We start from the raw sequence: 15209 nt of genomic DNA on the forward strand, positions 1-15209 counted from the left end.
TGGAAAGTGCAGGAGCGATCATGATGACTGCCTCCGCAGCAGGCCGATGACGCCTCGCGGCAGGAACAGGGTGACGACGATGAACAGGGCGCCCAGGGCGAACAGCCAGTATTCGGGGAAGGCCACGGTGAACCAGCTCTTCATGCCGTTCACCAGGCCAGCGCCGAGCAGCGGGCCGATCAGCGTGCCGCGCCCGCCGAGGGCGACCCACACGGCCGCTTCGATGGACTGCGTCGGCGCCATCTCGCTGGGGTTGATGATGCCCACCTGCGGCACGTACAGCGCTCCGGCCAGGCCGCACAGCACGGCGGACAGCACCCAGATGAACAGCTTGTAGCCGCGTGGATCGTAACCGCAGAACATCAGGCGATTCTCGGCGTCGCGCAGGGCAGTGAGCACGCGGCCGAACTTGCTGCGCGCCAGGCGAAAGCCCAGGTACAGGCTGGCGACCAGCAGCAGCACGGTGGCGAAGAACAGCGCGGCGCGGGTGCCCTGCGCGGTGATGTCGAAGCCGAGGATGCGGGTGAAGCCGGTGAAGCCGTTGTTGCCGCCGAAGCCGGTCTCGTTGCGGAAGAACAGCAGCATGCCGGCGAAGGTCAGCGCCTGGGTCATGATCGAGAAATACACGCCCTTGATCCGCGAGCGGAAGGCGAAGAAGCCGAACACCAGGGCCAGCAGGCCGGGCGCCAGTACCACCAGGCACATGGCCCAGAGGAAGCTGGAGGTGCCGTACCAGTACCAGGGCAGCTCGTTCCAGGCGAGGAAGCTCATGAACGCCGGCAGGCCGTCACCGGCGGCTTCGCGCATCAGGTACATGCCCATGGCGTAGCCGCCGAGGGCGAAGAACAAGCCGTGGCCCAGCGACAGCATGCCGGCGTAGCCCCAGACCAGATCCAGCGCCAGGGCGACGATGGCGTAGCAGAGGATTTTGCCCACCAGGGTCAGGCTGTAGGCCGTCACATGCAGGGCATGCTCGGCCGGCAGCAGGTGCAGCAGCGGCATGGCCAGCAGCAGCGCCAGTACCAGCACGCCGACGGCCATGCAGACGCGGGGGCCGAGCTTGGCGCTGGCGCGGGCCAGCAAGGTTTGGTTTAGCGCATTCATCAGTCGATCACTCGTTCTTTATTGGCGTAGGGCGGGGGCAACCCGCCGCTGCAGCGATGGCCCGCTCGGGGTGGTGGGGTTCACCCGCCCCACGGTCGATGGCGCCACCATCAGTCGATCACCCGGCCCTTGAGCGCGAAGAGGCCTTGCGGGCGTTTCTGGATGAACAGGATGATCAGCGCGAGGATGAGGATCTTGCCGAGCACGGCGCCGATCTGCGGTTCGAGGAACTTGTTCACCACGCCCAGGCCGAAGGCGGCCAGCACGCTGCCGGCCAGCTGGCCGACGCCGCCGAGCACCACCACCAGGAAGGAATCGATGATGTAGCTCTGGCCGAGGTCGGGGCCGACGTTGCCGATCTGGCTCAGGGCGACACCGCCGAGGCCGGCGATGCCCGAGCCGAGACCGAAGGCCAGCATGTCCACGCGACCGGTGGGCACGCCGCAGCAGGCGGCCATGTTGCGGTTCTGCGTCACCGCGCGCACGTTCAGGCCCAGGCGCGTCCGGTTCAGCAGCAACCAGGTAAGGACCACGACAAACAGCGCGAAGCCGATGATGACGATACGGTTGTACGGCAGCACCAGGTTCGGCAGCACCTGCACGCCGCCGGACAGCCAGGCCGGGTTGGCCACCTCGACGTTCTGCGCGCCGAAGGTGACGCGCACCAGCTGGATCAGGATCAGGCTGATGCCCCAGGTGGCCAGCAGGGTTTCCAGCGGGCGGCCGTAGAGATGGCGAATCACCGTGCGCTCCAGCGCCATGCCGATGCAGGCGGTGACCAGGAAGGCGATCGGCAGCGCCGCCAGCGGATAGAGTTCGAGGTAGCCGGGGGCGAGCTTCTGGAAGGCCAGCTGCACCACGTAGGTGGTGTAGGCGCCGAGCATCAGCATCTCGCCGTGGGCCATGTTGATCACCCCGAGCAGGCCGAAGGTGATGGCCAGGCCGAGCGCCGCGAGCAGCAGGATCGAGCCCAGCGACAGGCCGCTGAACGCCTGGCCGAGCAGCTCGCCGATCAGCAGTTTGTTCTTCACCTGCGCCAGGCTCTGCTCGGCTGCGGCGCGCACGTCGGCGTCGCTTTCGTCGCCGTCGAGCAGACCTTGCAGGCGGGTGCGCGCCTGCGGGTCGCCGGTCTGCCCCAGGCGCTTGACCGCCGCCAGGCGCACCGCCGGGTCGGCGTCACTCAGCTGCAGGTTGGCCAGGGCCAGGGTGATGGCGTCCTGCACCGCGTCGTCCGCTTCGATGCTCAGGCGGCTCTCCAGCAGCGGCAGCAGGGCGGGCGGTGTGTTGCGTTGCAGTTGCCGGGCCGCCTCGAGGCGCACGGCGGCGGCATCGTCGAGCAGCTGATGGCTGGCGACGGCCACGCCGATCAGGCCGCGCAGGCGATTGTTCAGGCGCAGCTTGCGTGGTGTGCCGTTGGCTTCACCCTCGCCAACGGCGGCCTGCCAGGCACCGTCCTGATCGATGAAGGCGCGCTTGTCGGCATCGCTGGCGACGCGACCCTGCTGCAGCGCCTGCAGCAGCGGCATGCGCTCGATGGTGGGGGCCGCCGCCCAGCCTTGCAGGAGCTTGGCCTGCTTGCTGGCGTTGGCTGCGGCGAAATCGTCGGCCTCGCCAGCCGTCGCGGCCAGTGGCAGCAACAGCAGCAGGCTGAGGAGAATTCGGGTAAGGGCAGTGGGCATAAGGTGTCCTTGGCGTAGCCCGGAGGCAATCCGGGGTGAGCGTCCCGGATTGCATCCGGGCTACGGCGGCCCTCTCCCTGGCCCTCTCCCCCTCTTCATGGAAGAAAGGGGGAGAGGGGACCGGTACGCTGCAGTGCATCGCTGCGTGCAGCGTGTCTCCCCTCTCCCGCTTGGCGGGAGAGGGGCTGGGGGAGAGGGGCTTTTGCCTTAGTTCGACTTCACCGGGGTGTCGGCTTTCTTGTCGTTGCCTTCGATGTACGGGCTCCACGGCTGGGCGCGGATCGGCCCCTCGGTTTCCCAGACCACGGAGAACTGACCGTCATCCTGGATTTCGCCGATCATCACCGGCTTGTGCAGGTGGTGGTTCTTCTCGTCCATCTTCAGGGTGAAACCGCTCGGCGCGGCGAACTCCTGGCCGGCCATGGCCTCGCGAACCTTGTCGACGTCGGTGGTGCCGGCCTTCTCGACGGCCTGGGCCCACATGTGGATACCCACGTAGGTGGCTTCCATCGGGTCGTTGGTCACCACGGTGTCGGCGTTCGGCAGCTTCTGGGCCTTGGCGTAGGCTTTCCAGTCGGCGACGAACTTCTCGTTGACCGGGTTCTCCACGGACTGGAAGTAGTTCCAGGCCGCGAGGTGACCGACCAGCGGCTTGGTGTCTATGCCGCGCAGTTCTTCTTCACCCACGGAGAAGGCCACTACCGGTACATCGGTGGCTTCCAGGCCCTGGTTGGCCAGTTCCTTGTAGAACGGCACGTTGGAGTCGCCGTTGACGGTGGAGACCACGGCCGTCTTGCCGCCCGCAGCGAACTTCTTGATGTTGGCGACGATGGTCTGGTAATCGCTGTGGCCGAAGGGGGTGTAGACCTCTTCGATGTCCTTGTCGGCGATGCCCTTGCTGTGCAGGAAGGCGCGCAGAATCTTGTTGGTGGTGCGCGGGTAGACGTAGTCGGTACCCAGCAGGAAGAAGCGCTTGGCGCCGCCGCCGTCTTCGCTGAGCAGGTATTCCACCGCCGGAATGGCCTGCTGGTTTGGCGCCGCACCGGTGTAGAACACGTTCGGCGACATTTCCTCGCCTTCGTACTGCACGGGGTAGAACAGCAGGCCGTTGAGTTCTTCATAGACCGGCAGCACGGATTTGCGCGACACCGAGGTCCAGCAGCCGAAGGTCACGGCGACCTTGTCCTGAGTCAGCAGCTGGCGCCCGCGCTCGGCGAACAGCGGCCAGTTCGACGCGGGGTCGACCACCACCGGTTCCAGTTGCTTGCCGAGCACGCCGCCCTTGGCGTTGATCTCGTCGATGGTCATCAGCGCCATGTCTTTCAGCGACGTTTCGGAAATGGCCATGGTGCCGGACAGCGAGTGCAGGATGCCGACCTTGATGGTCTCGGCGGCCTGGATGGACCAGCTCAGGCCCATGGCGGCGATGGAAGCGGAAAGGGTGAAGGCCTTGATCAGGCTGCGACGTTGCATGGTGCGATCTCCATTCACAAGTGTGAGTAAGTGGACAGCGTTGTTATGGGTCATGCAGTGAAGGTCATGGCTCGGTTATTCCGGCATCCGCTCCACGCGCTGTCTCGCGGCGTAAAGCTTGTGCAAGGTGATCGAATGCACCTCTGCCTGGCTGACCTCTATATGGCTCTTGAGCAATTGCTGTGCCTCTTCTGAGCGATGAGTCAGGATTGCCTCGAGAATCTGCCCATGCTCGGCGTAGGTCAGCTCGATGCGCCGCGCCTGGGTGAAGTCCAGCCGCCTTAGAATGCGGATCTTCTCGCTGACCTCACGGTGTACGCGGGCCATCTCGCGGTTGCCGGCTGCCTCGAGCAGCTGGCAGTGAAACGCTTCGTCGAGGCGTGAAACGGCGCTGCCGTCCTGCAGCTGATTCTCTTTGCGCACCATCCAGGTGCGCGCGAGCGCTTGCAGTGCAGGGGGTTGTTCATCGCTGGGGCGCTGGCAAAGCCGGCGCACGGCGTCCAGTTCGAGCAGGATGCGCAGCTCGTACAACTCGTCGAACTGCGCGAAGTCCAGGGGGCGTACCTGCCAGCCGCTGCGAAAGTGCACGTCGAGAAAGCCCTCGCGCTGCAGGCGATGCAGGGCCTGGCGCACGGGGGTGCGGCTGGCGCTCATGCGCTCGGCGACCTCGCCTTCGGAGAAGCGGTCGCCGGGCATCAGGCGAAACTCGAAGATGTCGTCCTTGAGCCGAGCGTAGATACGCTCGGCCAGGCTCGGTGGACGTGGCGTGCTGCGCGACATGGGCTCAGGCCTGGGTGCTGGCGATGAAGGCGCGCCAGCCACCGAAACTGGTGATGTCACGCGCGCCATCCAGCGCGTAGGGCTCGCAGATGAAACCCTTGACCCAGCGACCGTCGGCCAGCTCCAGGTTGCCGATGCCCAGGGGCGGCGGAATCTCCGCGACGAACTCGCCGAAGCGCGCCTGCGGCACGTCCCACAGCTCGACGATGATCTCCGCGCCATCGGCGGCGACCCGCGCCAGGCCCGGCTTGGGCGGCACGCTGCCGGGCAGGGCGAAGAGGCGGTAATGCGCGGCGCTGCAGGTCTGTTCAACCAGTACGGCATCGCGTGTGGTGAGCTGGAAGTTCAGCGGCATGCCGGTCAGGTGCGCACCGACCACGGCGACGCGAATGCTGCCGGGGGCCGGCTTGTCGCGGTTGGTCTGTGCAGGCAGCGGCTTGCCGGTGGCGCCCATGGGCAGGTCGAGTGCCTGTTGCCAGCGCTGGCCGAAGGCGGCCAGCGCCTGGTCATGCCAGGCCGGGGCGAGCAGGGTGATGCCGGCGGGCAGACCGTCGGCGCGCAGGCCCGCCGGAACGGCCAGGGCGGACAGGTCGGCGAGGTTGGTGAAGTTGGTGTAGGTGCCGAACTGGCTGTTGAACAGCACTGGTTCTGCTTCCATCTCGGCCAGGGTGCGGAGGGTTGGCGAGGTGGGCACCACCAGGGCGTCGAAGCTGGCCAGGGCGTCGTTGATGACGCGACTCAGTTCGGCGCGGATGTATTCGGCCTTGTAGGCATCGCAGGCGTTGTACTTGTGGCCGTTCGCGACGATGCCGCGCACCACCGGGTTGATGTGTTCGGGGTTCACGCCTTCCACCGCGACGCTGCGCTCGGCGACCCAGGAGCCGTAGTAAAGCTGCTCGGCCAACTGCTGGAAGGGGGCGAAATCGATTTCCACCAGGTCGGCGCCCAGCCCTTGCAGCTTGTCCAGTGCAGCCCTGTACACCGCCTGGTTCTGGCTGTCGCCGAAGAACTCGGGATTGGCCGGCACCGCCAGACGTGGGCGGGCCGGCATGCCGACCTTGGCCCTGTTCGGGTTGCTGCGGCTGTAGGCATCGGCAGCGTCGTAGCCACCGGCGATATTGGCCACCGCCAGGGCGTCGCTGACGGTCAGGGCGAACACTGAAATGCAGTCGAGCGTGCGGCAGGCCGGCACCAGCCCGGTGTTGGGCAGCCAGCCCTTGGTCGGCTTGAGCCCGACGATGTTGTTGAAGCCTGCCGGCACTCGGCCGGAACCGGCGGTATCGGTGCCCAGGGAGAAGGGCACCAGGCCCCGCGCCACCACGCTGGCCGAGCCGGAACTGGAGCCGCCGCTGACATAGGCCGGGTCGAAGCTGTTGGGCACCGCGCCGTGAGGCGAACGGGTGCCGACCAGGCCCGTGGCGAACTGGTCGAGGTTGGTCTTGCCGATGAGGATGGCGCCGGCCGCACGCAGGCGGGCGACCACTGTGGCGTCGGCAGCGGCCGCGTAGGCGAACTCGGGGCAGGCGGCAGTGGTCGGCCAGCCGGCGGCATCGATGTTGTCCTTGATGGCGAAGGGCACGCCATACAGGGGCAACCTGCTCAGGTCGCCGGCCGCCGCGTCCAGCACGGCTGCCAGTTCTTCCAGCTGCGCGCTCAGCTGGGCATCGCTGGCCAGGGCGATCCAGGCGTTGTCGGCGTGGTCGAGTTCGGCGCGCAGCGCGCCGATCAGTGCGGCTGGCGACTGGCCGTCGCGGTAGGCCTGCTGCCATTGGCCGAGGGTGAGGGCGTGAGGAGCGGTGAGCATGTGCTGATCCCATCTTGTATCCAAGTTGGGATCAGCAGAGCAACGAAGGTGCCAGGTCTGTTCAGCCCGCTGTTTTCAAGGGGCAGGGCGCGGATTGGCAGGGGCCGGCACGGCCTGGGCGCACCGTGCCGGGGCCGGGCTGCGAGCTTGTGGTGCGCGAATGCCGTTGCAACGGCGTAGCCCGGATGAAATCCGGGACAGGTCCTTCATGGCGCCAGGTAGTTCTTCACCCCGGTGAAGATGATCTGCGCGGCGAGGGCGCAGACGAACAGGCCCATCAGGCGGCTGACGATCTGCAGGCCCTGGTCGCCGAGCAGGCGTTCGAACTGGTTGGACAGGTAGAGCACCACGCCAACGGTCAGGCTGGCGAGGAGGATCGCCGCCACCGCCACCAGCTTGTCATCCCAGTGCGGCTGGCTGGCCCCCATCAGCAGCAGGGCACCGATGGTACCGGGGCCGACAGTGATGGGAATGGTCAGCGGCACGATGGTGACGTCCTGCTGCACGTTGTCGCTCTGTACCGCCGACTTGCCCTGGGCCATGCCCAGCGCGGAGATGAACAGCACCGAGCCCGCACCGATGCGGAAGGCGTCGATGGTGATGCCGAACAGGGTGAAGATGTGCTTGCCGAACAGGTACAGCAGCACGCTGGCGACCAGCGTTGCCAGCGCCACTTTCCAGGCCAGGCGCTTGCGCTCCTTGAGGGTGTAGCCGCGGCTCAGGCCGATGAAGCAGGAAAGGACGAAGAAGGGGCTGTAGAGCACCAGCATCTTCAGGTACAGGCTGAACAACTCGGACATTGGGGGGCTCGTTTGAGAGTAGGGCGGGGGCAAGCCGCCATCGATGGTCAGGCGGGGTTCACCCGCCTTACGACACTTCACGCTGGCGACGCAGTTCGCGCTCGGCGATCCAGTGCTCGATCAGGTCGCGCAACTGCGACAGCTCGACCGGCTTGGACATGTGCCCGTCCATGCCCACGGCGCGGGCACGTTCCTTGTGTTCGTTGAGGATGTGCGCGGTCAGCGCCACCACCGGGGTGCGCGGGCGCTGTTCGCTCTGTTCCCAGGCGCGCAGCTGCTCGGTGGCGGAGAAACCGTCGAGTACCGGCATCTCGCAGTCCATCAGCACCAGGTCGTAGGGCTGCGCCTTCATCGCGCTGAGGGCTTCCTCGCCGTTGCTGGCGGTATCCGGCTGCAGGTTGAGCTTGCCGAGCATGCCGCGAATCACCTTGGTGGAGATGCTGTTGTCTTCGGCCACCAGGATGCGGAAGTCGGCTGGCACGTTCAGCGGCGTACTCACCGGCGTCGGCGCGGCCTGGGCGGGGGTGTCGTTGGGGCGCTGGGCCAGTTCGTCGGCCAGGGTGGTCTTGAGCGTGTAGCCGGCCACCGGCTTGGCCAGGATGCGCTTGATCCCGGCGTTGCGGGCGATCACCTTGCTCGGCGCATTGCTGATGCCGGTCAGCATGACGATCAGGATGTCGTGGTTGAGGCTAGGGTCTTCCTTGATCTTGGCGGCCAGTTGCATGCCGGTCATGCCGGGCATGTCCTGGTCGAGCAGCACCGCGTCGAAGTACTCGCGCATGTGCGCCTTGGTGCGCAACAGTGCCAGCGCCTCCTTGCCCGATGGCACGGCACTGACCTGCATGCCCCAGGCGTTGCACTGCTGCATCAGCACCTTGCGGCAGGTGTCGTTGTCGTCCACCACCAGCAGGCGTGCACCCTGCAGCGGGCTGTCCAGGTCGGCTTCCGGTTGCTCCAGGCGGGCCGCGTCCAGTGGCAGGGTCAGCCACAGCGTGGTGCCCTGGTTGCCGCTGCCCTGGATGCCGAATTCGCCGCCCATCAGGCGCACCAGCTGGCGCGCGATGATCAGGCCCAGGCGACCACCGAGACGGGTGGCGGCGAGGAAGTCACGGCTCTGCAGTTCGGCGTTGAGCAGGGCGTCGCGCTCTTCGGGCAGCAGCGGGCGACCGCTGTCCTGTACGGCGATGCGCAGGCGGTAGTTGCCGTCGCTGTTGTCCAGTGCGACCACCAGCAGGATCTCGCCCTCGTCGGTCTGCTTGAACGCATTGTCCAGCAGGCTCAGCAGGGCCTGACGCAGACGCGTGGGGTCGCCGCTGATCACCCGTGGCACCTGCGGCTGGATGAAACTGATCAGTTCGACCTTCTGCTGCTCGGCCTTGGCGCGGAAGATGTCCAGGCAGTCCTCGATCAGCGCGCCGAGGTCGAACTGCACGTCGTCCAGCTCGATCTGGCCGGATTCGAGCTTGGAGATGTCGAGGATTTCGTTGATCAGGGTGAGCAGCTCGTTGCCCGAGCTGTGGATGGTCTGCACGTAGTCGCGTTGCTTGGCCGACAGCGGCGTGCCCAGCAGCAGCTCGGTCATGCCCAGCACACCATTCATCGGGGTACGGATTTCGTGGCTGATCTTGGCCAGGAACTCGGCCTTGGCCCGCAGCTCCGCGCTGCTCGCGGCGAGCGCCGTGCTCTGCTGCAGGGTGTCCTGCTGGATCTGCCGTTGGCGCTCGGTCAGCGAGATGCTGAGGATCAGTCCGGCCAGGGTCGCGACGCTGAACACGCCGAGCACCAGCCAGCCGGGGGTGAGCTGGTCGAAGCCGAGCAGCACCGGCACGAAGAAACCGAAGCCGAGGTTGAACACCAGCATGCCCACGGCGATCAGGCGCGCCGGTGTGTAGCCGGAGCGCCAGTGCAGGCTGCTGACCAGCAGCAGGTTGAGCGAACTCACCACCACCAGCAGATAGACCAGCGAGCTGAACCAGTACAAGCCGGTGAGGGCGATGCACAGTGCGTAGGCCAGCACCAGCACGGCGTTGCCCATCAGCAGGCGATTCAGACGGCTGTTCTGCACCGGCGTGCTGTGCACGAAGCCGAGGCCGAAGGCCAGCACGCTGAAGGCGGCGAACAGCGCCGAGAGGTCGGCGATCAGCGACTGGTTGTAGCCCAGGCTGGGCAGCCACTGGGCGAAGATGCCGAGGTTGGCCGAGGAGCAGATGGCCAGGCCGATGTTGACGCCAGCCAGCCACAGCGCACTGCCACTGCGGGTGTAGATGAAGCGGATGAGGTTGTACAGGGTCAGCAGCAACAGCGCGCCGAAGAGCATGCCGTAGAGGTAGACGGGCTTCTCCAGGCTGACCAGCTCGGCCTGGTCCATCACCTTGAACCAGGTCATCAGCGGGTGATTGGAGGTCAGGCGGACGTAGGCGACGCGGGCCTGGCCATCGTTGGGCAGGGGCATCAGGTAGAAGCGCGACGGCAGCGGTCGCGATTCCTGCGGCATGGCCTCGCCGGTGTGCAGGTTCTGCTCGAGCTGGCCGTCCCTGAGCAGGTAGTAGTCGAGGTACTGAACCCGTGGCGAGAACACCCACAGCCAGGCCGGTTGCTGCTGCGGCGCGAGTTCGGCCCGCAGCCAGACGGCATGCTTGCTGGGGGGGAAGGTGAAGGACTGCTTGGTCAGAGGCTTGAACTGCTGGCGTTGCGCGCGAACCTCATCGAGCCCCAGCCGTGCACTGGCGTCAACCAGGTAGGACCAGGTCGTGGTACCCGTCGGGCTTACGCTGGCGCTTGCTGTCACGGCGAGGCCGAGCAGCAGCAAGCTGGCGATGAGTCCAATGGCAATCCTGAGCCGGCGCACGGGCAAGTCCTTCTATATAAGTGGCCGGATTATAGCCAAGCATCCGTTTGGGGGAATACGGTACAGAGAGGCTTTTTGTGACCCATCAGGCCAACTGGCAACGCGGCTCGCCACGGGCGTTCCGGGCCCGTGGCGGCTGCTTGGCGAGCCAGCAGGCGTGACCGGCGAGTCGAACTCGCCGGCTCGCTGCCGGTCCGCACCTGTGCCTCAGTCCTCGCCGCGTTCGCGGGCGATGGCGCGGTAGCCGATGTCGTTGCGGTGGAACATGCCGTTCCAGCGAATCTTCTCGGCAAGGCGGTAGGCCTGTTGCTGGGCGTCGGCGACGCTGGCGCCGATGGCCGTGGCGCACAGCACGCGGCCGCCTGCGGTGACGATCTGGCCGTCCTTCAGCGCGGTGCCGGCATGGAACACCTTGCCGTCGAGCTGGGCCGCGTCATCCAGGCCGCTGATCACGTCGCCCTTGGCGTAGTCGCCCGGGTAGCCGCCAGCTGCCAGCACCACGCCCACGGTCGGACGCGGGTCCCAGGTCGCTTCGACCTTGTCCAGCGCCTTGGCCAGCGCGGCTTCGACCAGCAGCACCAGGGAGCTTTCCAGGCGGCACATGATCGGTTGGGTTTCCGGGTCGCCGAAGCGGCAGTTGAACTCGATGACCTTCGGCGCGCCGCTCTTGTCGATCATCAGGCCGGCGTAGAGGAAGCCGGTGTAGACGTTGCCTTCGCTGGCCATGCCACGCACGGTGGGGTAGATCACTTCGTCCATGACGCGCTTGTGCACGTCGGCGGTGACCACGGGAGCCGGGGAGTAGGCACCCATACCGCCGGTGTTGGGGCCGGTATCGGCGTCGCCGACCCGCTTGTGGTCCTGGCTGGTGGCCATCGGCAGCACGTTTTCGCCGTCGACCATGACGATGAAGGAGGCTTCCTCGCCGTCGAGGAACTCTTCGATCACCACGCGCGAACCGGCGTCACCGAAGGCATTGCCGGCGAGCATGTCGCGCACGGCTGCCTCGGCTTCTTCGAGGGTCATGGCGACGATCACGCCTTTGCCGGCGGCCAGGCCATCGGCCTTGATCACGATGGGCGCACCCTTCTCGCGCAGGTAGGCCAGCGCCGGGTCGATCTCGGTGAAGTTCTGGTAGTCGGCGGTGGGGATGCGGTGGCGCGCCAGGAAGTCCTTGGTGAAGGCCTTGGAGCCTTCCAGCTGAGCAGCCGCGGCGGTAGGGCCGAAGATGTCCAGGCCGCGCTTGCGGAACAGATCGACCACGCCTTTGACCAGCGGCGCTTCCGGGCCGACGATGGTCAGCTGCACGTTGTTCTCGGCGAAGTCAGCCAGTTGCTCGATGGCCAGCACGTCGATGGCGACGTTCTCGCACTTGGCCTCGACGGCGGTGCCGGCGTTGCCCGGGGCAACGAAAACCTTCTCGACGCGCTTGTCCTGCGCCACTTTCCAGGCCAGGGCGTGCTCGCGGCCGCCGCTGCCGATGATCAGTACGTTCATGGGGTTCTCCTGAGCGTAGCCCGGATGCAATCCGGGGCTTTCAATTAGGGCGTCCCCCGGATTTCATCCGGGCTACGTTCTACACATTTCGGGTGACGTAGGGTGGATGGCCGAAGCCATCCACCAGCCAATCAATGGCGGAAATGGCGCATCGAAGTGAACACCATGGCAATGCCAGCTTCGTCGGCCGCCGCGATCACTTCGTTGTCGCGCATCGAGCCACCTGGCTGGATCACGGCAGTGATGCCGGCCTTGGCGGCGTTGTCGATGCCGTCGCGGAACGGGAAGAAGGCATCCGAGGCCATGACCGCGCCCGGTACCGGCAGGCCGGCGTGCTCGGCCTTGATCGCGGCGATGCGGGCGGAGTTGACGCGGCTCATCTGGCCGGCGCCGACACCCACGGTCTGACGGTTCTTGGCGTAGACGATGGCGTTGGATTTGACGAACTTGGCCACTTTCCAGGCGAAGATCAGGTCATGGATTTCCTGCTCGCTCGGTGCGCGCTGGGTCACGATCTTCAAGTCTTCCGCCTTGATCATGCCGATGTCGCGGCTCTGCACCAGCAGGCCGCCGTTGACCCGCTTGAAGTCCCAGCCGGCGGCACGTTCGGCCGGCCATTCGCCGCACTCGAGCAGGCGCACGTTGGCCTTGGCCGCGACCACTTCACGGGCTGCAGCGGAGATTTTCGGGGCGATGATCACTTCGACGAACTGGCGCTCGACGATGGCCTTGGCGGTTTCGCCATCCAGCTCGCGGTTGAAGGCGATGATGCCGCCGAAGGCCGACTCGGTGTCGGTGGCGTAGGCCAGGTCGTAAGCCTTGCGGATGCCGCCTTCGTCTTCCGGAACCACGGCGACGCCGCACGGGTTGGCGTGCTTGACGATGACGCAGGCCGGCTTGACGAAGCTCTTCACGCATTCCAGCGCGGCGTCGGTGTCGGCCACGTTGTTGAAGGACAGCTCCTTGCCCTGCAGCTGGATGGCGGTGGAGACGCTGGCTTCACCCTTCTTCGCTTCCACGTAGAACGCCGCGCTCTGGTGCGGGTTCTCGCCGTAGCGCATTTCCTGCGCCTTGACGAACTGGCTGTTGAAAGTGCGCGGGAAGGCGCCACGGCCCTCGGTGGACAGGGTGTCACGCGCCTGGTCGATGGTGCCCAGGTAGTTGGCGATCATGCCGTCATAGGCGGCAGTGTGCTCGAAGGCCTTGAGGGCCAGGTCGAAACGCTGGGCGTAGCTGAGGCCACCGGCTTTCAGCGCGGCGACGATGCCGGCGTAGTCGCCGGTGTTGACCACGATGGCCACATCCTTGTGGTTCTTCGCGGCCGAACGGACCATGGTCGGGCCGCCGATGTCGATGTTCTCGATGGCGTCGGCCAGGTCGCAGTCAGGCTTGGCCACGGTGGCCTCGAAGGGGTAGAGGTTGACCGCCACCAGGTCGATCGGCTTGATGCCGTGCTCGTCCATCACCGCCGCGTCGAGGGCGCGACGGCCGAGGATGCCGCCGTGGATCTTCGGGTGCAGGGTCTTCACGCGGCCGTCCATCATCTCCGGGAAGCCGGTGTAGTCCGCCACTTCCACTGCGGCTACGCCGTTGTCCTTGAGCAGCTTGTAGGTGCCGCCGGTGGAGAGGATCTCGACACCGAGGGCGCTCAGTTCACGGGCAAACTCGAGGACGCCGGTCTTGTCGGAAACGCTGATCAGCGCGCGGCGGACGGGCAGAAGGGTGGTCTGGTCGGTCATGTCACTATCCATCAGAGCGGGGGATATCAGCAAAAAAGGCGGCTCATGCGGGCCGCCCTTTTCAGGAGTTCAGGGTTACAGCAGATCGTACTGCTTGAGCTTCTTGCGCAGCGTGCCGCGGTTGAGGCCGAGCAGTTCGGAGGCCTTGGTCTGGTTACCTTTCACATAATTCATGACGGTTTCCAGCAGCGGCGCTTCCACTTCGGTGAGCACCAGGTTGTACACGTCGGTGACGTCCGCGCCCTCCAGGTGGGCGAAATAGTTATGCAGCGCCTTCTCCACGGCGCCGCGCAGGGTCTGGCCCTCTTCGCTCGGCGTGCTCAGGTGCTGTTTCAGGCTGGTGTTGTCACTCACGGGTGCAATTCCACTCACTAAGGTCTCTGTCATCAACGTCATGCGGCCACCTCGTTTCCATCATCGTGCCGCTCGCGGAAGAACTCGCGAACGTGGGCGCACTGTGCGTCCGTACTGTCCAGACGGTTGAACTGGGCGCGAAACTCCCTGGCGCCCGGCAGGGTTGCCAGATACCAGCCGACATGCTTGCGGGCGATGCGTACGCCCATCAATTCGCCGTAGAAGGCGTGCAGTGCGGCCAGGTGTTCTAGCAGAATGCGTTCCACTTCGAGCAGACCGGGCGCCGGCAGGGTGCTGCCGGTACGCAGGTAATGCTCGATTTCACGAAAGATCCACGGCCGGCCCTGTGCCGCGCGACCGATCAGCAGCGCGTCGGCGCCGGTGGCGTCGAGTACGGCCTTGGCTTTCTGTGGGGAGTCGATGTCGCCGTTGGCGAACACCGGGATGCTGACCGCCTGCTTGATGGCGGCGATGGTCTCGTACTCGGCGTCGCCGGTGTACAGGTCGGCGCGGGTGCGACCGTGTACGGCCAGTGCGCTGATGCCGGCGTCCTCGGCGATCTTCGCCACGGTCACGCCGTTCTTGTTCTGTCGGTCCCAGCCGGTGCGGATCTTCAGGGTCACCGGCACGCTCACCGCGCCGACCACGGCATCGAGGATCTCGCGTACCAGCGGCTCGTCGCGCAGCAGGGCGGAGCCGGCGGCCTTGTTGCAGACCTTCTTGGCCGGGCAGCCCATGTTGATATCGATGATCTGTGCGCCCAGCTCGACATTCTTGCGCGCCGCTTCGGCGAGCATCTGCGGGTCGCCTCCGGCGATCTGCACCGAGCGTGGCTCGGGATCACCGGCGTGCAGCAGACGCAGACTGGACTTGCGGCTATTCCACAGGCGCACATCGCTGGTGACCATCTCCGACACCACCAGGCCGGCGCCGAGGTTACGGCACAGCTGGCGGAACGGGCGATCGGTGACACCGGCCATGGGGGCCAGGATCAACCGATTGGGCAATGTGTAGGGGCCAATACGTGGGGCCGACATGGGGCGTCCCTGCTTGTTGGTTCGCAGTTGAGACAAAGGGCGATCAACACCTGCCCTCCACTGTGTCCTCAGGGGAAACGATGGTGGGTCGGTG

At 66.1% G+C, this 15209-nt stretch carries 11 protein-coding genes; all 11 read right to left on the bottom strand.

From position 1 onward, the window contains the following. Positions 1 to 18: 18 nt before the first annotated feature. A complete protein-coding gene (gene urtC / locus E4487_RS18860; protein WP_373921545.1) occupies positions 19 to 1041 on the bottom strand; it encodes an urea ABC transporter permease subunit UrtC in 1023 nt (340 codons plus the stop codon). A gap of 173 nt (positions 1042 to 1214) precedes the next feature. Beyond that, positions 1215 to 2783: an urea ABC transporter permease subunit UrtB gene (gene urtB / locus E4487_RS18865; protein WP_175254106.1), complete on the bottom strand. Its 1569-nt coding sequence runs from the start codon at positions 2781 to 2783 to the stop codon at positions 1215 to 1217. A 207-nt stretch (positions 2784 to 2990) separates the two neighbouring features. Then, positions 2991 to 4256 carry an urea ABC transporter substrate-binding protein gene (gene urtA, locus E4487_RS18870; RefSeq protein ID WP_037052561.1) on the bottom strand — a complete coding sequence of 422 codons (1266 nt, stop codon included), beginning with the start codon at positions 4254 to 4256 and terminating at the stop codon, positions 2991 to 2993. 75 nt (positions 4257 to 4331) lie between these two features. Continuing rightward, positions 4332 to 5036 (bottom strand): GntR family transcriptional regulator, encoded by a 705-nt coding sequence (locus tag E4487_RS18875; protein WP_175254107.1) that lies wholly within the window; start codon positions 5034 to 5036, stop codon positions 4332 to 4334. 4 nt (positions 5037 to 5040) lie between these two features. Then, entirely contained in the window at positions 5041 to 6840 is a 1800-nt protein-coding gene (gene atzF / locus E4487_RS18880) for an allophanate hydrolase (RefSeq protein ID WP_175254108.1), read from the bottom strand. A gap of 206 nt (positions 6841 to 7046) precedes the next feature. Beyond that, positions 7047 to 7640: a MarC family protein gene (locus tag E4487_RS18885; RefSeq protein ID WP_037052568.1), complete on the bottom strand. Its 594-nt coding sequence runs from the start codon at positions 7638 to 7640 to the stop codon at positions 7047 to 7049. A 67-nt stretch (positions 7641 to 7707) separates the two neighbouring features. Then, entirely contained in the window at positions 7708 to 10488 is a 2781-nt protein-coding gene (locus tag E4487_RS18890) for a hybrid sensor histidine kinase/response regulator (RefSeq protein WP_037052570.1), read from the bottom strand. Positions 10489 to 10695: 207 nt separating this feature from the next. Then, positions 10696 to 11985: a phosphoribosylamine--glycine ligase gene (gene purD, locus E4487_RS18895; protein WP_037052572.1), complete on the bottom strand. Its 1290-nt coding sequence runs from the start codon at positions 11983 to 11985 to the stop codon at positions 10696 to 10698. 131 nt (positions 11986 to 12116) lie between these two features. Then, complete coding sequence (gene purH, locus E4487_RS18900; RefSeq protein ID WP_037052574.1) at positions 12117 to 13724, bottom strand: bifunctional phosphoribosylaminoimidazolecarboxamide formyltransferase/IMP cyclohydrolase; 1608 nt, start codon at positions 13722 to 13724, stop codon at positions 12117 to 12119. Positions 13725 to 13799: 75 nt separating this feature from the next. Continuing rightward, positions 13800 to 14120 (bottom strand): DNA-binding transcriptional regulator Fis, encoded by a 321-nt coding sequence (gene fis / locus E4487_RS18905; protein WP_037052576.1) that lies wholly within the window; start codon positions 14118 to 14120, stop codon positions 13800 to 13802. Then, positions 14117 to 15115 (bottom strand): tRNA dihydrouridine synthase DusB, encoded by a 999-nt coding sequence (gene dusB, locus E4487_RS18910; protein WP_037052578.1) that lies wholly within the window; start codon positions 15113 to 15115, stop codon positions 14117 to 14119. The genes fis and dusB overlap by 4 nt, the downstream gene beginning before the upstream one ends. Positions 15116 to 15209: the final 94 nt, after the last annotated feature.

The sequence above is a fragment of the Pseudomonas sp. BMW13 genome, assembly GCF_013357275.1.
GTDB classification, from domain to species: Bacteria; Pseudomonadota; Gammaproteobacteria; order Pseudomonadales; family Pseudomonadaceae; genus Aquipseudomonas; species Aquipseudomonas khazarica.